We start from the raw sequence: 25,798 nt of genomic DNA, 5'->3' as shown, positions 1-25,798 counted from the left end.
AGTTTAAACAAACTAATAGAAAAAGAGTGTAAAATAATAATTATTAAATTGTTTTGAGGATTATTATGAAGAATAAATATAGAATTGAGTGTGATTTATTAGGTGAAAAAGAGATTTCAAATAAATATTATTATGGAATTCAAACTTTAAGAGCAAAAGAAAACTTTTCAATTTCAGGTGTGCCTTTATCAAATTTTCCAAAACTTATTATTGCTTTAGCACAAGTAAAAAAAGCTTCTGCTTTAGCAAATAATAAACTAGGACTTCTTGATGATAAGATATGTGATGCAATTTGTTCTGCTTGTGATGAACTTTTTGCAAAAAAATATCATAAGCAGTTTATAGTAGATGTTATTCAAGGAGGAGCTGGAACTTCTACAAATATGAATGCAAATGAAGTAATAGCTAATATTGCATTAGAATTAATAGGAAAGAAAAAAGGTGAATATGAGTTTATTCATCCAAACAATCATGTAAATATGTCTCAATCTACAAATGATGTATATCCTACAGCTGTAAGATTAGCTCTTTATGAATACCTTTGTAAACTTCAAAATAAAATGAAAACTTTAAAAGAGTCTTTTTCATCAAAAGCAAAAGAGTTTGAAAATATTATAAAAATGGGGAGAACTCAACTTCAAGATGCAGTTCCAATGACATTAGGACAAGAGTTTAACTCTTTTGCTTTAATGATAGATGATGATATAAAAGTAATCGAAATGGCAAAAGGTTTAGTTGCACAAATGAATCTTGGTGGTACAGCAATAGGAACAGGAATAAATACAAACTCAAAATATGCAGCACTTGTAAAAGAGAAATTAGAAGAAGTTACAAATAGACCTTTTGTAACAGCTTGTGATTTAGTAAAAGCCACACAAGATACTTCTACTTTTGTTCATGTATCAGGGGTTTTAAAATCAATCGCTACAAAAATATCAAAGATATGTAATGACTTAAGACTTTTAAGTTCTGGTCCAAGAACAGGAATAAATGAAATAAATCTTCCAAAAATGCAACCAGGAAGTTCAATCATGCCAGGAAAAGTAAATCCAGTAATTCCAGAAGTTGTAAATCAAGTAGCTTTCCAAGTAATAGGATATGACACAACTATTTCTTTAGCTAGTGAAGGTGGACAGTTACAGTTAAATGTTTTCGAGCCAATAATAGCCTACAATCTTTTTCAATCTGTAAATATGATGTGTAATGCCTTTGAAACTTTAGCTTTTAAATGTGTTGATGGAATTACAGCAAATGAAGATGTATGTAAAAACCAAGTTTTAAACTCTATTGGTTTAGTTACAGCACTTAATCCATATATAGGTTATCACAATGCAACTGCTGTTGCAAAAGAAGCACTTGATACAAATAGAAGTGTATATGATATTGTTTTAGAGAAAAAATTACTTTCAAAAGAACAGTTGGATGAATATTTAAAACCTGAAAATATGACTCATCCCTCATTTTCAGGTGAATGTAAACTTTAAATAATGACATCTTTATTACAAACTTGTTATAATCCCCACAAAAAACATAATTGGAGTATTTTTTATGGGTAGAGCCTTTGAATATAGAAAAGCCGCAAAAATGAAAAGATGGGGAGCAATGTCTAGAGTTTTCCCTAAATTAGCAAAAACTATTGAAATAGCTGCAAAAGCAGGGGGAGCTGATCCTGAAATGAACTCAGCATTAAGAACTGCTATTTTAAATGCAAAAGCTGAAAATATGCCAAAAACAAATATTGAAGCAGCTATTAAAAGAGCAACTGGAAAAGATTCAGCAAATTATACAGATGTAAACTTTGAAGGTAAAGGACCTCATGGCGTACTGATTTTTGTAGAAACAGCAACAGATAATAATACAAGAACAGTAGCAAATGTAAAAATGCACTTTAATAAAAATGGTGGTTCAATGGCACCAACTGGTTCATTAGAGTTTATGTTTGATAGAAAAGCTATCTTTGAATTTAACAAAACTGATGATATGGATTTAGAAGAGTTAGAACTAGAATTAATTGATGCAGGACTTGAAGAAATCGAAGAAGAAGATGGAATTGTATTAGTTACAGCTGATTATAAAGATTTTGGTACTTTAAATAAAGCATTTGAAGATATGGGAATTGAACTTACAAAAGCTAAATTAGAGAGAATCTCAAATAATCCTCAAGAGTTTACAGAAGAACAACAAGAAGAGATTGGAAAGTTATTAGAAAAACTTGAAGATGATGATGATGTTCAAGCTGTTTATACAAATATGGCTTAATTTAGACTATAAGAACAAAGAGTAAATTCTCTTTGTTTTTAATATACTTGTTTACCTAAAAGATTACTTTTACTACTATTTTGTGTAGTTAAACTTCTAGATTTTGAAATACCTTTTGCTTTTATTTTTTCAATAACTCTTTGAATATTTGCTATTCTTGTACTTGAACTTGGGTGAGTTGAGAAGAACTCATTTGTTTGTTTTTTACCCTTACTCATATTTTTCCAAAAGTTTAAAGCTTCATGTATATTATAACCTGCTTTTGCCATAAGATAAATACCTATTTCATCGGCTTCATTTTCTTGTAGTCTTCCATAAGGAAGCATAACTCCTAGTTGAGTTCCTACTCCATAGGCTTGATTAAATACATTTGTATATTCAGGTGCAGTTGAAGCTAATACTACATTTCCAATTACTTGTAATCCTTGTTGAACCATAGCAGAGCTCATTCTTTCAGCTCCATGTCTAGCTAATGCATGTGCAACTTCATGTGCCATTACTGTTGCTAATTGATCATCATTTTGTGCAACTTCTAAAATTCCTGTATAAACTACTACTTTTCCACCAGGTAAACAAAAAGCATTTTTTGCTTTATTTTCTACAAGTTTAAATTCCCATTTAAAATCAGGTCTATTAGCAACTTGTGCAATTTTTAAACCAATATTCTTAACTCTTTTTGCATCTTTAGTATTCGTAAGTACTTTTGATTTAGATAAGGCTTGTTTGTATGATTTTTCACCCAATGCTAACTCTTCTTTAGGTGACATAAAAATCATTTGAGACCTATTTGTGTAAGGTGTTTTTTGAGTACAACCTACAATAATTAAAGATATAAGAGTTACTAAAAAAAGATTTTTCAATAACTTCATAATGTTTCCTTTATTCTTTTTTATAATTATACTAAAACTTTTTAGTGTAAAAACTGTGGATATAGATTCTTTTTAATAAATTTTAGAATTATTTCAAAAAGCTCTTCTTTTCCATCTGTATTTATTATAATATGCTTATTATCTTCTGTAATAACAAGTTCTTTATCTTTTGAACTTATCTTTTCAAAGATTTCATAAGCACTACTTGCATTAACTATAGGATCATCTTTTGCTTGAATAATTAAGCAAGGTTGAGTTACATTTATTAGTTTTTGTCTTGTTTTATCCATTAATATACTTAATTGCTTAATTGAATCAACATAAAATTTATCATAATTTACTTTTGGATTTTCAGAATTGTTTTCTATATAATCTTTTGAATATTCATTGCTATTAAATAGTTTTACAATTTCATTCCAAAAAGATACAGCAGGTAAAAGAGTTTTTACCCTGATATCTTTTAGATTTAATGCAGCATTTATACAAACAATAGCTGTAAATTCATGATATATCTTATTTGCACTAAGAAGTGACAATAATCCTCCTGTTGAAAATCCAATAATAAATACTTTTTTATATTTTATAGAAGCAATAGTTATTGTTTGAGATACACTTTTGTACCAATCTTCCCATTTTTTATTTTTCAAATCTTCTGGGCTAGTTCCATGTCCATCCAATCTTGGAGAGTAAACAGCAAAACCATTTGAGTGTAAATAAATACTTAATTGTTCAACTTCTTTTGGGCTTGAAGAAAAACCATGTACTGTAATAATACAAGTATCACTTGTTTCTAAGTCTAAATATTTATTTTCTCCAATATCAATATTTTTTACATCTGCAAACTCTTTAAACTTCATATAACTTTTTAAATATGAATCTTTTTGTTGTTTTATAAGAAGTTTTACGATTTTTTTATTTATTTTATCTTCACTATTTTCTACATAGTCTTTTGTTATTTTTACAACTTTCTCATTTACTAAAACTTCATTTAAAATTACTTTTAAAATGTTTTTTATTCTTATTGTATGATGAGTATAACTAGCTAGAAGTTTTTGTTTATTGATTATATATTCATCATTCGCATCATATAAGATATCATCATCTATTGCTATTTTTAAAACTTCTTCATACTGTTCATATTTTTCATAAGAGATTAGATAAATTAAATCTTTATCAATATCATCATCTAAAAAATAGTTTCGGTTTCTTAGTTTATTTATTACTAAATAAATCAATCTTTTAAATACTTTTATATTAATTCTTTTTTTTGGATATAAGAAAAGTACTAAAATAAAAATATGATCAAAATTGATAGTTAATGACTGATAAATTGTGTTCATAAAATTATGTGTAGTTTCATATCTAATAGCACTAATTGTTTTAGAGTGATTAGGTTCATTTTGATAGGCTTGAAGAAGTTGCTTTGTACTAATAGGTTCTAACACCTGAATAATAATTTTAGAATTTAAAACTATATTAGTTTCTATTTCTAACTCTTCTTTGAAGTTTTTACCTATATTATCTATAAGCTTTTCAACCATATCAATTAAAAAGTTTCTGCCATTTCTAATTTTTGAATAAGAAATATTAATAGGTACTATCATTGTATCATTTTCATTTATTTCACTACAATCATTTATAAAATACTTTCTTTGAAATTTTTTGAAATTCTTTATTTTATGGTTAAAATAGTCTTGTCTTAAAGCTTGAGAGAGAAGGGCAAAATAGCTGGCACCTGTATAAATTCTTTGACAAGTTCCATCTATCTTTACACAAAAGTGTTTACCTATTTTTTCTATATCTTTTGCTTTTACCATTCTTCCTTCTGGAAAAACCATCCAGTCTTTACATGACGTAACTAAATCTCCTATAATATGATTGTTTCTTAGGGGGTCTGATTTTTTCATAGCACCTAAATTGCTTAAAAAATCTCCAAAATAGGTTTTAAATAGTGAATCATCAGCAATAACTCCTACTTTTTTCCCTGTTAGATTATACATGGTATAAGGTACAAGCATTGCTTCGGTTCTTGTAAAGTGATTTGCTACAAATATTCTAGGATTATTTCTAGGTATATTTTCAATACCTTTTATTTGTACATTTGCATCTAAAATCTTTTCTAGCAAACTTAAAATATAACCATTAGTATTTATTAGCAAATCTTTTTTTTTCATCGTGAAGCCTTATATTCGTCAACTTTAAAAGAATCAACACTTACAACTTCTTGTTTTAGTTCGTGTGCTTGAATCATTGATGTTGCTTTTTCTTCTGTGATTAAACCTTTTTGAATCAATTGTTCAACCATATCTTTAAACTCACCTTGTTCTATATTTTTTTCTTTTATAGCAGTTTTGAGAATTTTAAAATTATCTTGGTTTTGTCTATTTAATTTAACTGCTTTTTGAAGTTTTGAGAATCTATCTTCTTCATTTTTATCTATAAAAATATTTGAACAAAGCTCTTTTAAACTATCTTCATTGTTTAATGTATTTATAATTTTTGCATTTAATTTATCTGCTGCTTTTACTCCAAAAGGATTTAGTTTTACTATTGGTAAAAGCCAAGATAAACCACCAAGATTTGAGATTATTTCTTCTCTTGCTATTTGAATATCATTGAAACAATAATCACAAATATATTTAACTAAGTCTTTATGTTCTTCTTTTGGATTGTTTTCAAACTCTCTTAATGTTGCAGTAATTAAATAAAGGTTTGAAAGTATATCTCCAAATCTTGCACTAATATTTTCTCTTTTTTTAAGTGCAGGTCCTAAAATACCTAAGGCAAGGTTTGTTAAAAATGTAAATTCTGAACTAACCCAAGTTACTTTTTGTTTGTATCTACTAAACTCACCTTTTTCACAAACGATATAAGCTCTTGTAAAATAGTAAAATAAACTTTTACAAAATGATGTATATCCTAAACCTACATGGGAAAAGAAACCTTTATCAAAACTTTCAACATTGTTTGCTTTTAAAGCGTTTATTTGTTTATAAATATATGGATGAGATTTTATTAGTCCTTGTCCAAATTGCATTAAATTTCTAGTTAAGATATTTGCTCCCTCAACTGTAATAGAAATAGGTAAAGCAAAATAAGCATGAGCTAATAGATTGTTTTTACCTCTAATAATAGCACTACCACCTAAAACATCCATAGAGTCATTTATAACTTCTCTAAACTTCTCAGTTGCATGATATTTCATAACTGAATTAATAACACCTGGTTTTTGACCATTATCAATTGCATCTAAAGTATAGTTTCTACTTGCATTTAACATATAAGTAAAAGCAGTTACTTTAGCAATTTTTTCTTCAACACCTTCAAAGTGGTTGATACTTAATCCAAATTGTTCTCTTAATTGTGAGTATGAACTTACAATATTTAAAGCATATTTACTTCCACCTAAAGATACAGAAGGAAGTGAAATACCACGACCTATAGATAAAGATTCAACTAACATTTGCCAACCTTTACCAATACCATCAATTCCACCAATAATATCTTCTAAATCAATAATTACATCTTTACCATATAAAGGTGAGTTTACAAAAGGAATTGTAAGAGGGTCATGTCTTCTTGAATTATCAACACCATCTTTTTTATGGTCAACTAAACCAAAAGTAATTCCAAGATTCTCTTCTTCACCTAATAAATGCTCAGGGTCTTTTAAAACAAATGCAAGACCAATAAGTGTTGCTATATTTCCTAAAGTAATATATCTTTTCTCAAAATTAAGTTTTATTTTTATTTTTCCTGATTCATCTTTGAATAAAACCCCATTTGATTTAATAGATGTTGCATCACTTCCTGCATTTGGTTCAGTAAGACCAAAACAAGGTACTTGCTTACCTGTTGCTAAATCTTTTAGGTATTTATCTTTTTGTTCATTTGTCCCATGCTTTTCTATTAACTCAGCAGGACCTAGTGAATTTGGAACCATAACTGTAATAGCTAAAACTTGAGATCTTGATACAAGCTTTTCAATCACTTTTGAGTGTGCAGTTGCACTAAATCCAAGACCACCATATTTTTTAGGAATTATCATTCCAAAGAATTTTTTATCTTTGATAAACTGCCAAACTTCAGGACTTAAATCTCTATCTTGGAAGATTTGCCAATCCGTAGTCATAGCACATAATTGTTCAACTTCATTATCTAAAAAGGCTTGTTCTTCTTGTGTTAATTCAGTGACTTTTTCTTCTAAAACTTCACTAAAATTTACTCTTCCTTTGAAGTAACTTGATTCAATCCAGTTTGTACCTGCTTGAAGTGCTGCTTCTTCTGTTTGTGAAATTTTTGGAAGTAAACCATTTTTGTTTATAAAATCAACAAGTTTTTTCGTAATAAACTTTATTCTTAAAGGCTGAATTAAAAATAATGCAGCTAAAGCAAAGAATATAAGCCAAGATATTACACCAAAGTCAAAGAATATTAACGAATAAACCCCAACAACTGTAAAATAAGCATATAATGGGAAACTCATATATCCCAAAACTAAAAGTATTAAAATTAAAATTAGTGTTTCCATAATGTTTCTCCTGTATTGAAGTCCTTGTCCTGTTCTTGAAGTTTTAATAATAAAGAGCTTGGTTTAAATCTTTCCCCATAAGTTCTTTCATATTTTTCTAAACTTTTAACAACATTTTTAATCCCAATTTTATTTGCTAAAGTACAAAGCCCACCTTTATATGGAGGGAAACCTGTTCCTGTAATCATAGCAAAGTCTATAATATTTGGATCATCAACAATTCCTTCTTCTAAACATCTTGAGGCTTCATTTATCATAATAAATATACATCTATTAATAATATCCTCGTCATTTAAAATTTTACTCTTGTTATCTAGCATAGACGTAACATTAGTATTTATATCTTGTACTTTTTTATTTTTGTATGTATAAAAACCAGAACCTGTTTTAACTCCTAATTCTTTTTTGTTGTAGATTTTCTCTATTATAGGTGCTACTGGCATTCTTTGACCATAAGCCTCATTTAAAATAGTAGCAACTTTATAACCAATATCAATTCCAACTGTATCAGCTAAAGTAAAAGGCCCCATTGGCATACCAAAGTTTTTGATAAGTTTATCAATATGTTTAATATCTCCATGCTCTTCTAAAATAAATGCAGCTTCATTTAAATAAGGAAGTAAAATTCTATTTACAATAAATCCTGCACAATCTCCTACTAAAATAGGAGTTTTACCACAAGAGATTAAAAGTTCAAAAATTTTGTTTATAGTCTCTTTTGATGTATGTGAAGTTGGTATTACTTCTACTAGTGGCATCATATTTACAGGATTAAAGAAGTGAACTCCTAAGAAGTTTTCTTTGTTTTTAATATCACTTGATAGTTTTTCAATAGATATAGATGAGGTATTTGTAGCAATAATTGCATCATCTTTCATACTATTTTCTAAGCTTTTAAAAGCATCTTTTTTTGCTTTTTCATCTTCAATAATAGCTTCTATAGCAATATCACTATTTTTTAAACCTTCAAATTTATCTGTGTAAGTGATTTTATTTAGTTTAAAATCAACTTGATTTGCTGTCATTCTTCTTGTTTTTACTAAGAAGTCATATATTTTAGATACATCTTTTAAAATGCTATGAATTTGCTCAATTTTTCTAACTTTGATTCTTACATTTTGAAGATACTTAGAAAATAGCCAAATAATACCTTTACCCATAACTCCATTTCCTAAAATAACAGCATTATTTATAGGATTAGAAGTTTTTTCATAATTTTTATTTAGTTTTTGGAAAGTAAAAAATAGTTTAATCATATTTTTTGATTCATGAGTTATTGCTATTTTTGAAAACTCTCTTGCTTCTACTTTTAAACCTTCTTCAAAAGACTTATCAAAAGTGTTTTTGATAACTTCTAGTGCTACATAAGGAGCTTTGAAGTCTTTATTTACTTTTCTTTCTAAATTTTTATAAGCTTTTGAAAATACAATTTCTCTTAAAGGCCATGTTTCAAGTAAAGCAAATTTCTTTCTACTTTTTACTTCGTTTTTTATAGCTTTTTGTATGAAATCTTCAAGTTTAAACTCTTTTTGTCCATCATCAAAAATCTCATCAACAAGTTTTATTCTATAAGCTTTTTTTGCATCAAGATTTTTACCACTTAAGATAATATCTAAGGCATTTACAAGTCCTACTATTTTTGGAGCTCTTAAACATCCTGCAAAACCTGGGAATATTCCTAGTTTTATTTCAGGAAAAGCAAGTTTAGTTTTAGCACTTGTTGTGGCAACTCTATAAGTACAAGCTAAAGCTAATTCTAAACCTCCACCCATACAAGCGCCATTTATATAAGCAATAGATGGAAATGGAAGATTTTCTAATTTATTAAAAATAGAGTGTACTTTCATAAGAAGTTCATAAATCTCTTCTTCTTTACTTAAAGTCTCAATCTCTTCAATATCAGCACCAGCAATAAAAATATTTTTCTTAGCACTTTGAACTAAAAGAGCTTTTATAGAAGAATTGTTTTTTATTACATCTAAAGTCTCATCAAATTCACTTAAGACTTTTGTAGATAGTTTGTTTACTTTTTCATTTTCTAAGTCAAAAGTAATTCTTGCAATACCATCTTTGATTTCTAAATTTAAATTCTTCATTTTACACCTCCAATAAGAAAGCTGCACCTTGTCCACCACCAATACATAGTGTTGCTAAGGCTTTTTTAGCTTTTCTTCTTCTAAGTTCTTTAAGTGCAGTTAAAACTATTCTTGCACCACTCATTCCAACAGGGTGACCAAGAGCTATAGCTCCACCATTTATATTTAGTATAGATTCATCAATTTCACCAAGTGCATCACTTCCAAAAGTTTTTTTACAAAAGCTTTTTGATTTAAAAGCTTCTAAATTTGCTATTACTTGTGCTGCAAAGGCTTCATTTAACTCTATTACATCTATATCTTTTAGTGAAGTTCCTGTTTTATCAAAAAGTTTTTTAGTTGCATAAACAGGCCCTAAGCCCATTCTTGAAGCTTCTAATCCTGCATAAGAGTAGTCACTTATAAAACCAAGTGGTTCAAGATTTAACTCTTTTACTTTTGATTCAGTAGTAACTATTAAACTACAAGCTCCATCTGATACTTGTGATGAGTTTCCAGCTGTAACTGTTCCACTTAATCTATCAAAAATAGGTCTTAGCTTTGAAAGACTTTGCATATTTTGATTAAATCTTACTCCATCATCATCAATAATAGAAGCATCTTTTGTCATGATAGGATGAATTTCATCTTTTAAAACTCCATGTTCTATGGCTTTTTGAGCTTTTAGATGAGAGTTTAAGGCATATTCATCTTGGGCTAATCTACTGATTTTAAACTCATTTGCTAAGTTTTCAGCTGTAATACCCATGATTTTTCCAGATATTGGGTCAGTTAATCCAGATATTAATCCAATCACAGGTTTTAAAAAACTTGGTCTAAAACTTCCTAATATTTTAAGTTTTTCTTGAAAACTTCTTGCATAAGTTAGTTTTGTAATAAGTCTTCTTAATTTGTCACTATGAAGCAGTGGAATATTACTCATAGATTCAACTCCACCTGCTAGGTATAAATCACCTTGATTTGTATGAATTTTTTCAATAGCTGATGAAATTGCTTGCATTCCAGAAGCACAGTTTCTATGAACTGTATATGCAATAGTACTTTGAGGGAAACCAGCTTTTATAGCTAATACTCTTGCTATATTTGCTGCATTTGCAGGTTGAGCTACATTTCCTATTATTACTTCATCAAAAAGTTTATAATCAAGATTATTTCTACTTACAAGCTCTTTTGTAATAATAGCTCCAAGTGTATCTGCACTAACTAAATCTAATTTGCCATTTGCTTTAGCGATAGGACTTCTAAGTCCGTCTATTATTGCTATTCTTTCTTTCATGATGGCTCTCCTAATACATACTATTTATGTCATTTTCATACTTTTGTTCAATAAAGGCTCTACATATTTTCATTGAAGGAGTTAATTCTCCTGTTTCAATTGAAATATCATTTGTTATTAATTTGTATTGAACTACTTTCTCCCACTCATTTAAGTCTTTATTTACCTCTTTTATATGATTATTTATTTCAGAAGTAATTTTTTCATTATTATAATACTCTTGTATTGTTAAGTGTTTATTTAGTCTTTTTGCTTCATTAAAAATCTCCTTATCTACAAAAAGTAGGGCAGTTGTGTACTTTCTATTATTTGCTATTACTACAGCAAACTCAATGTATTTATTTTTTGCTAATTTTTGTTCTATTTTCACAGCCGCTACATATTCTCCTGTTGATGTTTTAAAAACTTCTTTTTTTCTACTAGTGATATATAAATAGCCTTGTTCATCTACTCTTGCTATATCGCCTGTATGTAACCACCCTTGATTATCAATAGTTTCATTAGTTAGTTTTTCTTGATTTAAATAGCCTTTCATTAAAGAAGGGCCTTTTACTAATAGTTCACCTTCTTGGGAAATCTTAATTGTAGCACTTGGAATTACTCTTCCTGAAGAGCCTAATTTATTGTTATTTGGATAGTTTGTAGAAATAACTGGTGAAAACTCTGTAAGTCCATAACCTTGATAAATAGGTACACCAATATTATTAAAAAAAACTGCAATATCTTTAGGAAGAGCAGCACCACCACTTACAAGTTTAGTAAGTCTTAATCCAAAAATTTCTCTAAATTTACTATAAACAACTTTATCGAAAATCGTAAAATAAAAGCTATCTTTATTCATATTTTCATTTTGAGCATACTCAAAAGCCTTTGAGGCTAAAAATCTACTGATAAAAGGTTTATTCGAGATATTTGTTTGAATTTTATTGTATATTTTTTCAAGTAATCTTGGAACAGCTGTCATGATAGTAGGTTTAACTACTTTTAAAAGATTTGCTACGTTTGTAATATCATCTACAAAATAAATACTAATACCACGACTTAAATAATAACTCATAACAGTTCTCTCAAAAATATGAGCTAAGGGTAAAAGAGATAAGGCTGTTTCATTTTGTTTTAATGATATGAGTGTATTAATATCATGAAGTTGAGAGATTATATTTTTATGTGTAAGCATTACACCTTTTGGAGTTCCTGTATTTCCACTTGTATAAATAATAGAAAATATATCATCTTCATTTGGTTTATGTGGTTCAAATCCTTTTGAGTCACATATTTGTTGTCCTATAACTAAAATATCATCAACATTAAAAAATCTTTCTTCTTTAATACAAAAATTATGAGTGATAAAAATAAGATCACTATGTTCATCTTCTATATCTTTTATTCTTTCTTCATTATCAATAAAGATATATTTGATATTTGCATCTTGTATTTCAAAATTCAAGTTTTTTGAAGAGATATTGGCAAAAATAGGAACACTTATAGCACCAATTTCATGAATAGCAAAATCAAAGATTAACCAAAAAGGAGATGAGTTAGCAAAAATAGCAACTGTATCACCAGGTTTAATACCTAAATCTTTCATTGCTAAACTTAAACAAATAACTTTATTTTTAAAAGTTTCAATAGAAATATTTTTGTATTTACCATTTTCTAAATAGTTTAGAAAAGATTCATTTTTGTAGTTATTTATTATGTGAGAGAAAAGCTCACTGAATGTTTTAAAATTATTTGAATCCATAGTGTATCCTTTCACTAATGAACATTTAAAACTATTGTACCATTAAAATTAAAAAGAAATAGAAATTATTTTTTTAATATAAATCTTTTATTATTTTTTAAGAAAACAAGTATTAAACAAGAAAGTTGTACAATTCTTGCTAAAAAATTTTATTTAATAATGAGGTAATATGGAAGTAAAAAGAGGTAATATATTTGGAGTATTTGCGATATTATTATGGGCATCATTGGGTTTATTCTCTATTATGACTACAAATATTCCTGCGTTTCAATTAACAGCAATGTCATTTTTTGTTGCTTCTTTTATAGGTTTAATTTTATTAAAAAAACAAGATATTTCTTTTAACAAATTATTCAAAATACCTATAAAAGGCTGGATTATTGGTATTTGTGGTTTATTTGGTTATCACTTTTTCTATTTTTTAGCCATGAAAAATGCACCAGCAGTAGAAGCAAATTTGTTAAATTATTTATGGCCTTTATTAATTGTAGTTTTTTCAGCTTTTTTACCAAATGAAAGGCTTAAATGGTATCATATATTAGGAGCCTGTTTAGGTTTAATAGGAGCATTTTTTCTAGTATCAAAAGATGGTAGTTTTAATTTTGATATGCAATATATGTGGGGATATATATTTGCTTTAATAGCTGCATTTACTTGGTCTTCATATTCTGTTATATCAAGAACACTTTCTCATATTCCAACTTATGCAGTAACAGGTTTCTGTATAGCTACAGCACTTTTTTCTGCTACTTGTCATTTTATATTTGAAACAACAGTAATTCCAAATATGAGTGAACTTTTTGGAGCTTTAATGTTAGGTTTAGGACCAGTTGGGGGAGCTTTTTATTTATGGGATTATGGAGTTAAAAATGCAGATATAAAGTTATTGGGTTCAATTTCATATTTTACTCCACTTTTGTCAACACTTTTATTAGTTATGTTAGGTTTTGGAGAGTTTACATTTGCAGTTATAATGGCTTGTATTTTTATTATTTCAGGTTCTTTTATAAGTTCAATTGCATATTTTAAATTAATTAAGAATTTTATATTTAATAGAAAATAAAAGGTTAAATCCTTTTATTTTTCTAATCTCATTTCATCTAAAGCTTGGATTATTTCTAAAGCTTCTTCTTCATTTATATCATTTTTTTCTAAATCTTCTACAACATTATCAAAGAACTTTTTCATTTCTTTTAAATCTTCAAACTCTTCTTTATCATCACTTGTCGCTTTCCATGATTGAGTTATATTCGCAAGTTCAAGTAAACTTTCATCAAGTTCAGGAATAAACTCTTCTTTAAGTATCTTTTCTAATTTTTCAACATTTGACATATCTTTATCCTATTTTTTTGTGATTATAACAAAAGTAGCTTTATTTCTAAAGAAGTTGTCATAAGTTTTATTCCTTAATATTTAATTTGTTCTTCAATATTTTTATATCCTTTGAAGTTGCTAAAATTTTTTTATTTTTAATTGCTTTATCATATAAATCTATTAGTTCTATAATATCTTTTTCAAATAAGATATTTTTTTCCTTTGCATTATTTACAGTTTGTACTATCTTATTTATAAGTAATTTGGATTTTATATTAGATACTCGTTCTATTAAAAAAAATGACTGTGCATTAGTTGGTTCTTTAATAAGCTCATCCCAAAAATAATTCATTGCATCAGTAATTCCGAATACATTTTTTTCAAATCTTACAGCAGATAGATAAACTTCTAACTGATCATTTTTAGAAATTATCTTATTAAACCATATTGCTAACATTATTTCTATGATTTTTCTTCTATAAGTTTTATTTAAATCTTGAATAAATAAAGTTCTTACAATTTGTTGAGTAATTGTTGAACCACCTGCTTTTGAAGTGCCAGTAAGAATGCTTTTTAAACCTCTTGTTAATCCTTTGAAACTCACTCCTATATGATTTTTAAATTCTTTATCTTCAATAAAAATCAATATATCTTTTAAATTATTTAAATCTATATTTTGGCGATTTGTTTCATATTTTGCTAATTTTGCCCTATATATAATGTACTCAAAATTGCTGACTAAATTTAAATTTATTATTTTAGAAATATTTTTTGTAAAAATATAAAGAGGTTTTTCATGTACATCGAGCAAAGCCATTCTATAAATATACATATAGAATATAAAAAATATAAGAAATGCTATAATTATAAAATAGTTTATAAGAGAGTTATCTATTAGTTTTAGAGTTATTATTAAAACAACAATTACTATACTTGATATTGTAGATAAAATATAAAATGGATAAGCTACATATGTAGACCATCCTGGAAATAGTTTTACTGATAATGGCTGATCTGCTCCTTCAATACGCCAATTTGGCAATATTAATTGAATACTTCCATATGTTATTCCTAACATTCTTCTTAATATTATAACTTTCCTAGTCGCAAATAATATAGATTTTTGTCTGTCTGCAAAATATTTTAATGTAATACTAGTGAAAAATATTATGAATAAGATAATAAGAGAAATTACAAACTCAGTTGATAGTGTATCTTTAAATAAATTTGATATTTTTTCATTATAACTTACTATAAGGGATCCAACTGCTGTGCTAAATATTAAGGTTATATTTGAAGCATTAATAAAAATACGTTCTTCTGATTCAAGTAATTTAGATGACATTTTGTACTCTTCCAAAGCAATATCTCGATCATTAAATGTATAAGTAGGGAAATGCTGTTTCCATTCATTATTTAAATTTTTATCTATAATCTAATCCTTTATATTTAATTTGTTAATTATATACTAAATAACTTAAGAAAGTTTTTTCTATTTATTGCGTAAAAATTCATAATTGACAATAGCTTGAAAATATATCTATGCTTTATTAAAATTAAGAGCAATTTAAAAAACTATAATATATAATGATAATTGATATCAAAATAGGAGTAAGAAAATGGAATTACTTTTTATAATGTTAATATGTATTTTGTTTGTTGGAGCAGTTTCATTGTTATTAGTTCTAAAATTAGATAATTTTTTGGAAATGCAAGAATTAATTTCAAAAAAAGAAATATTCAATAAAAATAAATAAATTTATATCAAAAGGAACGTAAATGCAATATAGAGTAGAAAAAGATACGATGGGAGAAATGCAAGTACCAAATGATAAGTATTGGGCAGCTCAAACTCAAAGAAGTGTAGAAAATTTTCCAATTGGTGAAGAAAAAATGCCAAAAGAAGTAGTTGAGGGGTTTGCGTATCTTAAAAAAGCTTGTGCTATAGTAAATAATAAACTTAAAAGATTAGATGATAAGAAAACAAATGCTATTTCACAAGCTTGCGATGAAGTTATTGATGGAAAACTTGAAGGAAATTTCCCTTTAGTTGTTTGGCAAACAGGTTCAGGAACTCAATCAAATATGAATATGAATGAAGTAATCTCTTCAAGAGCTAGTGAAATTTTAGGAAGTGATTTTAGAGTTGAAAAGCCAGTTCATCCGAATGATGATGTAAATAAAGGTCAAAGTTCAAATGACACTTATCCAACTGCTATGAGAATTGCTTTTGTTTTAGAGATACAAAAAAGATTAACTCCATCTATAAATAAGTTAAAGACTACATTTGAGAATAAAGTAAAAGAATTTGAAGATGTTGTAAAAATAGGAAGGACTCATTTACAAGATGCAACTCCACTTACTTTAGGACAAGAAATATCAGCTTATGTAGATATGCTTGATAAAGCTTTATTACAAATAGATGATTCTATGAAATACATAGTTGAACTTGCCATTGGTGGTACAGCTGTAGGAACAGGACTTAACTCTCATCCAGATTTTTCTCCAATGGTTGCAGAAGTTCTAAATGATTTAACAAATACAGAATATAAGTTTAAATCTCATCCAAATAAATTTCATGCTTTAACAGCACATGATGGAGAAGTAGTATTAAGTGGAGTTTTAAATGCCCTTGCTTCAAATCTTATGAAAATAGCAAATGATATTAGATGGCTTTCTTCTGGACCTAGATGTGGAATAGGTGAGATTAGTATTCCTGAAAATGAACCTGGAAGTTCAATTATGCCAGGTAAAGTAAACCCAACTCAAAGTGAAGCTATGACAATGGTTGCTGTTCAAGTTATGGGAAATCACACAACTGTAAGTGTTGCTGCTTCACAAGGTAACTTTGAGTTAAATGTATTTAAACCAGTAATTGCTTTAAATATTATTCAATCAATTAGATTATTAAGTGATACAATGTTTGCATTTAATGATAAATGTGCAGTTGGTATCGAAGCAAATAAATTTAATATTGAAAAATATTTAAATGAATCTTTGATGTTAGTTACAGCTTTAAACCCTTATATAGGATATGAAAAAGCAGCTCTTATAGCTAAAACAGCACATAAAAATGGGACTTCACTAAAAGAAGAAGCTATGAATTTAGGTATTTTAACTTATGATGAATTTGATAAGTATGTAAGACCCCAAGAGATGATAAAAGCTAAAGTGTAAGAGAAATCTTACACTTTAATCACATAAATACCCTCAAAATCTACGCAAACTTCATTATCTTCAATTATTGAAGAGTTTATTTTTATAGAAGCACTACCTTTTTGTTTTATTTTATTTTCAAGTTTTTTAATCTCTTCTATTGAAGGTTTAATTGTGTGACAAGAGATGTTTTTTGTTACAGGTTTTCTATAAGAGTTCTCATTTTTTATAACAACAATATTTTTACTATCAATATTTAATTCCTGTGAAAGTAACCAACACATACTCCACGAAGAGATGATTGTCATAGTACTTAAACTTCCACCAAAGGCAGTTCCTTTATCATTTATATTTATATCCAATGGAGCTTTTGTAATTAATTCTTTTTCACTATAACTCTCAATTTCAATATTCATAAGCTTAGTTAACGGTATCTCATTATGTAGTTTATTTTGTAATTTATTAATCAAAAATTTTCCTATTATAATTAATTTTACTAAAATTATAGTCTTAAATACTTAAAATAATAGAAATTCTTGTTTTTTAATTTTTACTTAAATCTAGCACAAAAATTGTACATATCAATAAAAAGTTGAATTTGAAGAAATTTAAGAAAAGTTAATAAATTTACCAAAATAGTTTTAATAAACTCTTCTTATTGCCCTTAAATACTAATTTTCTATAGTAATAGTTTGATAGAATAGCTTAAACATAGCTCTTTTTGTAACTTTTATTTACATAAATTAAAACTTGTACAATAGTTTACAATTTTTGTACATACTTATTTTTTCGTTTATGTTATAATATTTTAAACTTTTTAAATCAAATAGGAGATAAATATATGAGTTTATTAGCTGATTACAAAGCACACACACAAGAAAGACTTAATGAAGGTGGATTACCTCCATTAGCTTTAACTGCTGAGCAAACTGCTGAATTAGTAGAATTACTAAAAGCAGATTCTGTTGAGGAAGCAGAGTACTGTTTAGAACTTTTCAAAAATAAAATTAACCCAGGTGTTGATGACGCTGCTTATGTTAAAGCTGCATTTTTAAATGACATTGTTCAAGGAAATGTTTCATGTTCTGTAATTTCAAAAGCTGATGCTATTGAAATTTTAGGAACAATGATGGGTGGATTTAATGTTACACCATTAATTGAGGCACTTAAAGTAGAAGAAGTTGCTGAATCTGCTGCTGAGCAATTAAAAAATACAATTTTAGTATATGATGCATTCAATGATGTAAAAGATTTAATGGATGCTGGAAATGCTAAAGCTAAAGAAGTTATTGAATCATGGGCAAATGGTGAGTGGTTCACTAACAAACCAGCTTTAGAAGAAGAAATTAAATTAACTGTTTATAAAATCCCTGGTGAAACAAATACAGATGATTTATCTCCTGCAACTGTTGCATTTACAAGACCAGATATTCCATTACATGCAACTGCAATGTTACAATCAAGAATGGAAAATCCATTAGAAACAATGGCTACTTTAAAAGAAAAAGGTAACCCTTTAGCTTATGTTGGTGATGTTGTGGGTACTGGAAGTTCTAGAAAATCAGGAATTAACTCTGTTCAATGGCACATGGGTAGAGATATTCCAGGTGTTCCAAATAAAAGAACAGGTGGTGTTGTAATTGGTTCTATTATTGCTCCAATTTTCTTCAATACAGCAGAAGATTCAGGATGTTTACCAATTGAAGCTCCAGTTGATAACTTAGAAACTGGTGATGAAATTGTTGTTAAGCCTTATGCTGGTGTAATCGAAAAGAATGGAGAAGTTGTTTCTGAATTTAACTTATCTCCAAATACTTTAACTGATGAGATGAGAGCTGGTGGTAGAATTCCTTTAATTATTGGTAAAGGTTTAACTGCAAAAGCTAGAGAAACATTAGGTTTAGGTGCATCTGATTTATTCTTAGCTCCAGAACAACCAGCTGATAGTGGAAAAGGTTTCTCTCAAGCACAAAAAATGGTAGGTAGAGCTTGTGGTATTGAAGGTGTTAGACCAGGTATGTACGTTGAGCCAATTGCTACAACTGTAGGATCACAAGATACAACTGGACCAATGACAAGAGATGAGATTAAAGAACTTGCAGCATTATCTTTTGGTGCTGATATGGTTATGCAATCATTCTGTCATACTGCTGCTTACCCAAAACCAGCAGATATTAAATTAAGACATACATTACCAGACTTCATTAACTCAAGAGGTGGTGTTACTCTTAAGCCAGGTGATGGAATCATCCACTCATGGTTAAATAGATTATGTTTACCAGATACAGTAGGTACTGGTGGAGATTCTCATACAAGATTCCCAATTGGTATTTCATTCCCAGCTGGTTCAGGTCTTATTGCATTTGCAGGGGTTACAGGTATGATGCCATTAACTATGCCAGAGTCTGTATTAGTTAAATTTAAAGGTGAAATGCAACCAGGAATTACTCTAAGAGATTTAGTAAATGCTATTCCTTACCAAGCTATTCAAGATGGATTATTAACTGTTCCTAAGAAAAATAAAAAGAATGTTTTTGCAGGTACAATTATTGAGATTCAAGGTTTACCAGATCTTAAAGTTGAGCAAGCATTCGAATTATCTGATGCAGCAGCAGAAAGATCAGCAGCAGCTTGTTCTGTACAGTTAGATAAAGAACCAATTATTGAATACTTATCTTCAAATATTGCTTTAATTGAAAAAATGATTGAAGAAGGTTATGAAGATGCTAGAACTCTTCAAAGAAGAGCTGATAAGATGAAAGAATGGATAGCAAATCCAGAATTATTACAACCAGATGAAGATGCAGAATACAAAGCAGTAATTGAAATTGATTTAAATACAATTACTGAGCCAATTTTAGCTTGTCCAAATGATCCAGATGATGTTGATACATTATCAAATATTTTAGCAGATGAAAAAAGACCTAAAAATATTGACGAAGTATTTGTTGGTTCTTGTATGACAAATATTGGATTATTCAGAGCTTTAGGTGAAGTTCTTAAAGGTGAGGGTGAAGTTCCTTCTAAATTATGGGTTGCACCTCCAACAAAAATGGATGAAGCTCAATTAACAGAAGAAGGGTACTACGCTACATTTGCAGCAGCTGGTGCTAGAATTGAAATTCCTGGTTGTTCTTTATGTATGGGTAACCAAGCACAAGTAAGTGAAGGTTCTGTTGTATTCTCTACATCTACAAGAAACTTTGATAACAGACTTGGTAAAAACTCAAAAGTTTACTTAGGATCAGCAGAAATGGCAGCAGTATCTGCACTTCTTGGAAGACTTCCATCTAAAGAAGAGTATATGGATATTGTACCTAAGAAAATTACTGAACAAAATAAAGATGGAGTTTATAAATACTTAAACTTCAATCAAGTATCTAAAGATCACTTAACTACATTAGTTACTTCAAGATAATCTTAAATTAAAACAAAGAGGAAATATCCTCTTTGTTTATTTTAAAGATATTAAATATTTTTTATTTAGTTCTTCTTTTCTTATAATCAAAATATATAAACACAGCATAAATTAATATCCCTAAAGCACTTATATAATATAAACCTTCTTTTAATTCATCAATATTACTAGAAAAAAATGAAATAGCTATAGCTAAGGGGGCTATTCCAAGAATGGTTGCAGAAATAAATTTTAAGTACTTCATACCTAAAACACCTGCTATTAAACTTACTCCATCGTTTGATAAAAATGGTGATATTCTAAAAATAACTACACTAAAAAAACCATAGTTATTTACCCAAAAGTCTAATTTATCAAAATTTTTTTCACTAATATATTTTTTTAGAGTATTTTCACTAAGTGAGCTTCCTATAACATAAGCTAGAGTTGAAGCTAAAAATACCCCTGTTAAGCTTATTAGAATAGAAGGTATAAAACCATAAACTAAGGCAGCTATTATCATAGGAAGCCAAGATGGGAAGACAACTAGGAATAGTTGAAAGACCATGATTAGTATTAAAATAACAGCACCCCAAATACCATAAGATTTTATATGATTTGAAATTTCTTCTTTATTTCCTGTATTAAAAACTTCCCATAATTCATTTATATTATTCTTAAAACTATCATTTATAAAATATAAAATTATCATTAGTATCATAAAAATAAAACTTGTAATAATTGGGATATATTTTATATATTTTTTATCTATATTCATTTTATCTCCTATGTTTATTGGTTTATTTTTTTTCTTGAGTTTCACATAGATCTAAACTTGTTAATATAGCAAAATGATCAGAACCATAATAGGGTAATCTTTGTATTTTATTTACTTTAAAATGACTACTATGAAAAAGATGATCTAAAGGCCATCTAAAAAACCAGTATTTTGCATTATATGTGCTATAGATACCTCTTCCTACTCTTGGATCTAAGAGTTTACTAATTTCTTTGAAGGTTTTAGTAGATTTTGACCAAGCTACATCATTTAAATCCCCTGTAACAATAGTTGGCAACTCTTTTTCTTTTAGACTTTTTGCTAACATAATTAGTTCAATATCTCTATTTGTTGATTTTTCATTTTCAGTTGGACTTGGAGGTTTAGGGTGTAAAAAATGTGCTTTGATTTTTTGCTTTGAAGGTAATTGTATTTTAGTATGTATTGAAGGTACTTTATCTTCAACTAAATATTTTATTTCTGAACACTCTATTTTAAACTTTGAATAAAGGTGCATACCATAAAGATTTTCTAAGGGGCATTTTACATTATATTTGTATTCTTGTTCCAGTATATTTAGCTTTTTTTCCCACCAAGTATTTGTTTCTAATGTGATAATAATATCGGGATTATATTTATTTACAAGTTCTATAAATCCTTCTACATTTTTATTGTGCATTAATACATTTGCTGTCATTATATCTATTGGATTATTTCTTTCTTTTATATCTTCCACTTCTTTAGGATAAAAAATAGTGTAAGGAATAATTTGTATGGACTGATATAATAAAATAAAAAAAGTAATGCCAATTAAAAATATAGAAAATATTTTCGATAAATCTAAAAAAATGATTTCTAAACTTAATAATAAAAAAGCAAAAACAATAAAGTTTAATCTAGGAAACTCCCAAAGTCTTACAGTCCAATGTCTATGCTTAAGTAATGGTAATAAAGTTACAGACATTAAAAAAAATGTTAATAAAAAAAATATAATATCTACATTATTCAAAGTTTGCCTTTTGAAAATAAAATTATTAAAATACTAACATAAGTACTCTGTTATAAAGCTATTTTAAATTTTATTTTTATAGTGTATAATTTCAAAAAATAAAAAGGTTTTATTTGCCCTATATATTAAAAAAAATTAATGTTTCAAAGAGTATGAAAATAGAAGAATTTTTATCAAAAAATACAAATTTAGATAAAAATACTATTAATAGTTTAGTATCAAAAGGAAAAATTTTTAATGATAAAAACAAAAGAGTACAAAAAAACGAATTAGTAAAAGAGGGCTATATAAATGTATATGTTTTTGAACCACAAAGTAGAGGATTAAAACCTTTATTTGAAACTTTTCATTTTGCTATTTTTGATAAACCTTCTGGTATAAAAGTTCATCCTAGTGCTATTGATAGTGAGTATACTTTACTTGATGAAATTCAATTTTACTTAGGAAAAGAAGCATCTTTAGTTCATAGAATAGATGCTCAAACCTCAGGTTTGGTTTTAGTTTCTAAAAATCCATATAGTCAAATGGTTTTAAACAGTATGTTTGAAGAAAAAAAATATGATAAGAAATATTTAGCTTACGTAGAAGGAAAAATAAAAGAGTCTTTAAATATAAATAGTAAAATAACTAATAGTAAAGGTTTAATAAAATTAAAAATGGTAACATCCAATAAAGGCAAAGAGTCTTTAACAAAAATAAAACCTATTTTTTATAATCAAGAAAAAGATATTACATTAATAGAAGCTATTCCCATAACTGGAAGACAACATCAAATTAGAGTACATTTAGATTCAATAGGTCATAGAATAATCGGAGACCCTATATATGGAATAGATGAAAAAATTTGTGATAAAATTCTTAAAAAAAGTATGAGTCAAGAAGAAATAAATGACTTTACAAAAGCACATAGATTGATGCTTCATGCTTATTGTTTAGAATTTGAATTTATGAATATTAAGTATAAAATTGTTTCAAAACAAGATTTTAAAGAGACTATAAAGAGAGTGTAAAATAACTGTGTCAATTCTTTTATTTTATCAGATTGACACAGATTTTTTAATGCTCCCAATTCTGCCTTATTTACTTGAAAATTTCATTTCATCTGTATTCTGAACAATATTTTCCGCAATTTTATTTGTTTTATTAGCTATATCATTTGTTTTATTTGAAATATTTGCATTTTGTTGAGTTTTAGAATCTAGTGAATTAATTGCATCGTTAATTTGTTCAATTCCAACTTGTTGTTCTTTTGTAGCATTTTCAACGTCATTTATTAATTCAAGTGTTTTTGATATATTATTATCTAAACCTAAATATCCATTTATCATATCTTTTGCAATTTGCTTACCTTCATTAGCTTTAGTAGTAGCAGATTCAACTAATTGTTTTATCTCATTTGCAGCTTCAGCACTTCTTGAAGCTAAATTTCTTACTTCTTGTGCAACAACAGCAAAACCTTTTCCAGCTTCACCAGCTGTTGCTGCTTCTACTGCTGCGTTTAGTGATAAAATATTTGTTTGGAATGCTATTTGATCAATTACAGTTATTGCTTCATTTATTGCACTTACTTCATCATCTATTTTATTCATTGCTATTGTAGTATTCTCAGCTAACTGCTTACCTTCATTTGCTGAATTATTTAGCTCTTTTGCATAGTTCGCCATTTTTATTACGTTGTTTGTATTATGTGAAATATTACTTGTAATTTCTTCTAATGATGCTGCTGTTTCTTCTAATGCAACTGCAGATTCATTTGAGTTTGTGTTTAAAAGATTTACATTTTCAAGTAGAATCTTACTACTATTTGAAAGATTTATACCAGTATTTTTATTTTCATCTAACATTTTATTAATAATATTATAAAAAGTATTTAAGCCTTTCTCTATCTTTCCCGTTGGGGTTTGTATTTTTTCAGTAAAATCTAAATTATTGTATGAGTCTAAAACCTTTAAAATTCTATTTAAATCTTCTCCTACATTTTTTGACATTATTTTAAGCATTTCATTTATAATATTTTTAAGCTCTTCTAAATTTTCATTTTGAGTTGATTCTTTTATTGTTTGCTTGATTTTACCTTCTTTTACATTTTCAACTACATTTTTTACTTCTTGAATTAGATTTATATCTTGATCTATATTTTTTTGAATAATAGAAACGTTTTGATTTATTTGATTTGCCATTTTCCCAAATTCATCATTTGTATTGATTTTAATTTTTTTTGTGGAATTTACTTCTTTATTTAGATATTTGAAAAAAGAATCTAATCCATTTGAAATAAGAAGCAAATTATTATTTAATGTCTTAGTTTTTAATATAAGTGTGATTGTAATTAGAATAAAACTAATAATACCTGTAATGATGGCAAACCATTTTATAGCTATAGCATCAACTAAATATTCTTCTGTAGGAACTGAAATAGTTAAACCCCATTTAATATCACTATTAGCAATTTCAAAAGGTACCATTATAAATTCTGACATGAAATTATTTCTTTCATCAATTTCTCTAAAAACAGCTTTTTTATTTTGTGAAATTTTTTTAGATAATTCTAGTAGTTTTGTATTTTTCGTAATAGTGGATATTTTTTTACCTAAAACATCAGTATCTGGATATCCTACAATTGTTCCATTTTGTGTTATTAAACTAGCATATCCATTATTGAAAATCTTAATATTTTTTATACTATTAGACATTTTTTTTAGTGCAATATCCACACCTACTGTTCCTATAAATTCTCCTTTAAAATATAAGGGAACAGATACCGCAGTAATTAATGTTTTTATTCCATTAACAGGATAAAAATATGGCTCAGTTATATACTCTTTTCCTGTTTTTTTTGAACCTGTTACCCATGTTCTATTTGGATAATTCTCATCAGCGCCAGGTAAAATATCAATTTTATCACCAGTTTTTACAATAAAAGGAGCAAATCTCCCGTCTTTATCATGACCATTTTTGTTAGCTAATAATGGTGAATTCTTAAATAAAACTCCTGAGTTTATTTCTACCCAAATCCCAAATACACTTGAATTTTTGATAAGAATCTTTTTGATTAATTCAATAATATCTTGTTTTGTATAATTTTGATTTTGATTTAAAAAAGTTTCTAAACTAGCAGCAAAACTATGCGATATAACAACAGCCTTATTTAAATCCTCTTTAGATTTATAAGCATTTATTTCAGCTAAACTTGTAAGATAATCTTTTGCACTTTTTTCGCTACTTGTAAAAGATTTATCTTGTATTAGATAAGTACTTATTCCAGATGAAACAAATATTATTAACATAATCGTAAATAATAGATTTCTTGAAAAACTTGAATTCTTCTTCATTTTTATACCCTTAATTTATTTAAATAAATAATATTAA

At 27.4% G+C, this 25,798-nt stretch carries 19 protein-coding genes; 7 read left to right on the top strand and 12 right to left on the bottom strand.

The genetic code is table 11. From position 1 onward, the window contains the following. Window positions 1–65 precede the first annotated feature (65 nt). Entirely contained in the window at window positions 66–1,484 is a 1,419-nt protein-coding gene (aspA, locus tag ACH5BH_RS10865; protein ID WP_423298360.1) for an aspartate ammonia-lyase, read from the top strand. 64 nt (window positions 1,485–1,548) lie between these two features. After that, on the top strand, window positions 1,549–2,259 hold the full coding sequence (locus ACH5BH_RS10860; protein WP_423298359.1) for a YebC/PmpR family DNA-binding transcriptional regulator: 711 nt from the start codon (window positions 1,549–1,551) through the stop codon (window positions 2,257–2,259). 38 nt (window positions 2,260–2,297) lie between these two features. On the opposite strand, the gene ACH5BH_RS10855 is transcribed toward ACH5BH_RS10860, so the two are convergent. The 6 genes from ACH5BH_RS10855 to ACH5BH_RS10830 are packed head-to-tail and all read right to left on the bottom strand — an operon-like array spanning window position 2,298 to window position 12,775. After that, on the bottom strand, window positions 2,298–3,128 hold the full coding sequence (locus ACH5BH_RS10855; protein ID WP_423298358.1) for a M48 family metallopeptidase: 831 nt from the start codon (window positions 3,126–3,128) through the stop codon (window positions 2,298–2,300). Window positions 3,129–3,169: 41 nt separating this feature from the next. Next, on the bottom strand, window positions 3,170–5,302 hold the full coding sequence (locus tag ACH5BH_RS10850) for an alpha/beta fold hydrolase (protein ID WP_423298357.1): 2,133 nt from the start codon (window positions 5,300–5,302) through the stop codon (window positions 3,170–3,172). Further along, on the bottom strand, window positions 5,299–7,659 hold the full coding sequence (locus ACH5BH_RS10845) for an acyl-CoA dehydrogenase (RefSeq protein ID WP_423298356.1): 2,361 nt from the start codon (window positions 7,657–7,659) through the stop codon (window positions 5,299–5,301). Before ACH5BH_RS10845 ends, ACH5BH_RS10850 begins: the two co-directional genes overlap by 4 nt. Then, a complete protein-coding gene (locus ACH5BH_RS10840) occupies window positions 7,647–9,755 on the bottom strand; it encodes a 3-hydroxyacyl-CoA dehydrogenase NAD-binding domain-containing protein (RefSeq protein WP_423298355.1) in 2,109 nt (702 codons plus the stop codon). Before ACH5BH_RS10840 ends, ACH5BH_RS10845 begins: the two co-directional genes overlap by 13 nt. A gap of 1 nt (window position 9,756) precedes the next feature. Beyond that, entirely contained in the window at window positions 9,757–11,031 is a 1,275-nt protein-coding gene (locus ACH5BH_RS10835) for a thiolase family protein (RefSeq protein ID WP_423298354.1), read from the bottom strand. Window positions 11,032–11,041: 10 nt separating this feature from the next. Continuing rightward, window positions 11,042–12,775: an AMP-dependent synthetase/ligase gene (locus tag ACH5BH_RS10830; RefSeq protein ID WP_423298353.1), complete on the bottom strand. Its 1,734-nt coding sequence runs from the start codon at window positions 12,773–12,775 to the stop codon at window positions 11,042–11,044. Window positions 12,776–12,944: 169 nt separating this feature from the next. Between ACH5BH_RS10830 and yddG the strand changes: the two genes are divergently transcribed. After that, on the top strand, window positions 12,945–13,838 hold the full coding sequence (gene yddG, locus ACH5BH_RS10825; protein ID WP_423298352.1) for an aromatic amino acid exporter YddG: 894 nt from the start codon (window positions 12,945–12,947) through the stop codon (window positions 13,836–13,838). Between the two features lie 14 nt (window positions 13,839–13,852). On the opposite strand, the gene ACH5BH_RS10820 is transcribed toward yddG, so the two are convergent. Together ACH5BH_RS10820 and ACH5BH_RS10815 are read right to left on the bottom strand one after the other, a co-directional pair. Next, window positions 13,853–14,107, bottom strand: coding sequence for a hypothetical protein (locus tag ACH5BH_RS10820; RefSeq protein ID WP_404303695.1), 255 nt, complete (start codon window positions 14,105–14,107; stop codon window positions 13,853–13,855). Window positions 14,108–14,174: 67 nt separating this feature from the next. Beyond that, complete coding sequence (locus tag ACH5BH_RS10815) at window positions 14,175–15,434, bottom strand: biosynthetic peptidoglycan transglycosylase (protein WP_423298351.1); 1,260 nt, start codon at window positions 15,432–15,434, stop codon at window positions 14,175–14,177. Between the two features lie 274 nt (window positions 15,435–15,708). On the opposite strand from ACH5BH_RS10815, the gene ACH5BH_RS10810 reads away from it, so the two are divergent. Together ACH5BH_RS10810 and fumC are read left to right on the top strand one after the other, a co-directional pair. Then, on the top strand, window positions 15,709–15,846 hold the full coding sequence (locus tag ACH5BH_RS10810) for a hypothetical protein (RefSeq protein ID WP_423298350.1): 138 nt from the start codon (window positions 15,709–15,711) through the stop codon (window positions 15,844–15,846). Window positions 15,847–15,868: 22 nt separating this feature from the next. Then, window positions 15,869–17,266, top strand: a complete 1,398-nt coding sequence (gene fumC / locus ACH5BH_RS10805) for a class II fumarate hydratase (protein WP_423298349.1) — start codon at window positions 15,869–15,871, stop codon at window positions 17,264–17,266. Window positions 17,267–17,274: 8 nt separating this feature from the next. Here fumC and ACH5BH_RS10800 read toward each other — a convergent pair whose 3' ends face one another. After that, window positions 17,275–17,715: a YiiD C-terminal domain-containing protein gene (locus ACH5BH_RS10800; protein ID WP_423298348.1), complete on the bottom strand. Its 441-nt coding sequence runs from the start codon at window positions 17,713–17,715 to the stop codon at window positions 17,275–17,277. 371 nt (window positions 17,716–18,086) lie between these two features. Between ACH5BH_RS10800 and ACH5BH_RS10795 the strand changes: the two genes are divergently transcribed. Next, complete coding sequence (locus ACH5BH_RS10795) at window positions 18,087–20,663, top strand: bifunctional aconitate hydratase 2/2-methylisocitrate dehydratase (RefSeq protein ID WP_423298347.1); 2,577 nt, start codon at window positions 18,087–18,089, stop codon at window positions 20,661–20,663. 61 nt (window positions 20,664–20,724) lie between these two features. Here ACH5BH_RS10795 and ACH5BH_RS10790 read toward each other — a convergent pair whose 3' ends face one another. Further along, entirely contained in the window at window positions 20,725–21,420 is a 696-nt protein-coding gene (locus ACH5BH_RS10790; RefSeq protein ID WP_423298346.1) for a TVP38/TMEM64 family protein, read from the bottom strand. A 22-nt stretch (window positions 21,421–21,442) separates the two neighbouring features. Beyond that, entirely contained in the window at window positions 21,443–22,429 is a 987-nt protein-coding gene (locus tag ACH5BH_RS10785; protein WP_423298345.1) for an endonuclease/exonuclease/phosphatase family protein, read from the bottom strand. A gap of 152 nt (window positions 22,430–22,581) precedes the next feature. On the opposite strand from ACH5BH_RS10785, the gene ACH5BH_RS10780 reads away from it, so the two are divergent. Beyond that, a complete protein-coding gene (locus tag ACH5BH_RS10780) occupies window positions 22,582–23,439 on the top strand; it encodes an RluA family pseudouridine synthase (RefSeq protein WP_423298344.1) in 858 nt (285 codons plus the stop codon). Between the two features lie 66 nt (window positions 23,440–23,505). Here ACH5BH_RS10780 and ACH5BH_RS10775 read toward each other — a convergent pair whose 3' ends face one another. Beyond that, window positions 23,506–25,761: a methyl-accepting chemotaxis protein gene (locus ACH5BH_RS10775; protein WP_423298343.1), complete on the bottom strand. Its 2,256-nt coding sequence runs from the start codon at window positions 25,759–25,761 to the stop codon at window positions 23,506–23,508. Between the last annotated feature and the right edge of the window lie 37 nt (window positions 25,762–25,798).

This window comes from Arcobacter rhizosphaerae (assembly GCF_049472155.1).
Lineage (GTDB): Bacteria > Campylobacterota > Campylobacteria > Campylobacterales > Arcobacteraceae > Arcobacter_B.
The sequence above is the reverse complement of the archived record's forward strand: the minus strand, read 5'-3'. Positions and strand labels throughout refer to the sequence as shown.

Coding starts and splice junctions, on each gene's coding strand:
- aspA (WP_423298360.1), top strand. CDS start 66: ATGAAGAATAAATATAGAATTGAGTGTGATTTATTAGGTGAAAAAGAG.
- ACH5BH_RS10860 (WP_423298359.1), top strand. CDS start 1,549: ATGGGTAGAGCCTTTGAATATAGAAAAGCCGCAAAAATGAAAAGATGG.
- ACH5BH_RS10855 (WP_423298358.1), bottom strand. CDS start 3,128: ATGAAGTTATTGAAAAATCTTTTTTTAGTAACTCTTATATCTTTAATT.
- ACH5BH_RS10850 (WP_423298357.1), bottom strand. CDS start 5,302: ATGAAAAAAAAAGATTTGCTAATAAATACTAATGGTTATATTTTAAGT.
- ACH5BH_RS10845 (WP_423298356.1), bottom strand. CDS start 7,659: ATGGAAACACTAATTTTAATTTTAATACTTTTAGTTTTGGGATATATG.
- ACH5BH_RS10840 (WP_423298355.1), bottom strand. CDS start 9,755: ATGAAGAATTTAAATTTAGAAATCAAAGATGGTATTGCAAGAATTACT.
- ACH5BH_RS10835 (WP_423298354.1), bottom strand. CDS start 11,031: ATGAAAGAAAGAATAGCAATAATAGACGGACTTAGAAGTCCTATCGCT.
- ACH5BH_RS10830 (WP_423298353.1), bottom strand. CDS start 12,775: ATGGATTCAAATAATTTTAAAACATTCAGTGAGCTTTTCTCTCACATA.
- yddG (WP_423298352.1), top strand. CDS start 12,945: ATGGAAGTAAAAAGAGGTAATATATTTGGAGTATTTGCGATATTATTA.
- ACH5BH_RS10820 (WP_404303695.1), bottom strand. CDS start 14,107: ATGTCAAATGTTGAAAAATTAGAAAAGATACTTAAAGAAGAGTTTATT.
- ACH5BH_RS10815 (WP_423298351.1), bottom strand. CDS start 15,434: ATGTCATCTAAATTACTTGAATCAGAAGAACGTATTTTTATTAATGCT.
- ACH5BH_RS10810 (WP_423298350.1), top strand. CDS start 15,709: ATGGAATTACTTTTTATAATGTTAATATGTATTTTGTTTGTTGGAGCA.
- fumC (WP_423298349.1), top strand. CDS start 15,869: ATGCAATATAGAGTAGAAAAAGATACGATGGGAGAAATGCAAGTACCA.
- ACH5BH_RS10795 (WP_423298347.1), top strand. CDS start 18,087: ATGAGTTTATTAGCTGATTACAAAGCACACACACAAGAAAGACTTAAT.
- ACH5BH_RS10790 (WP_423298346.1), bottom strand. CDS start 21,420: ATGAATATAGATAAAAAATATATAAAATATATCCCAATTATTACAAGT.
- ACH5BH_RS10780 (WP_423298344.1), top strand. CDS start 22,582: ATGAAAATAGAAGAATTTTTATCAAAAAATACAAATTTAGATAAAAAT.
- ACH5BH_RS10775 (WP_423298343.1), bottom strand. CDS start 25,761: ATGAAGAAGAATTCAAGTTTTTCAAGAAATCTATTATTTACGATTATG.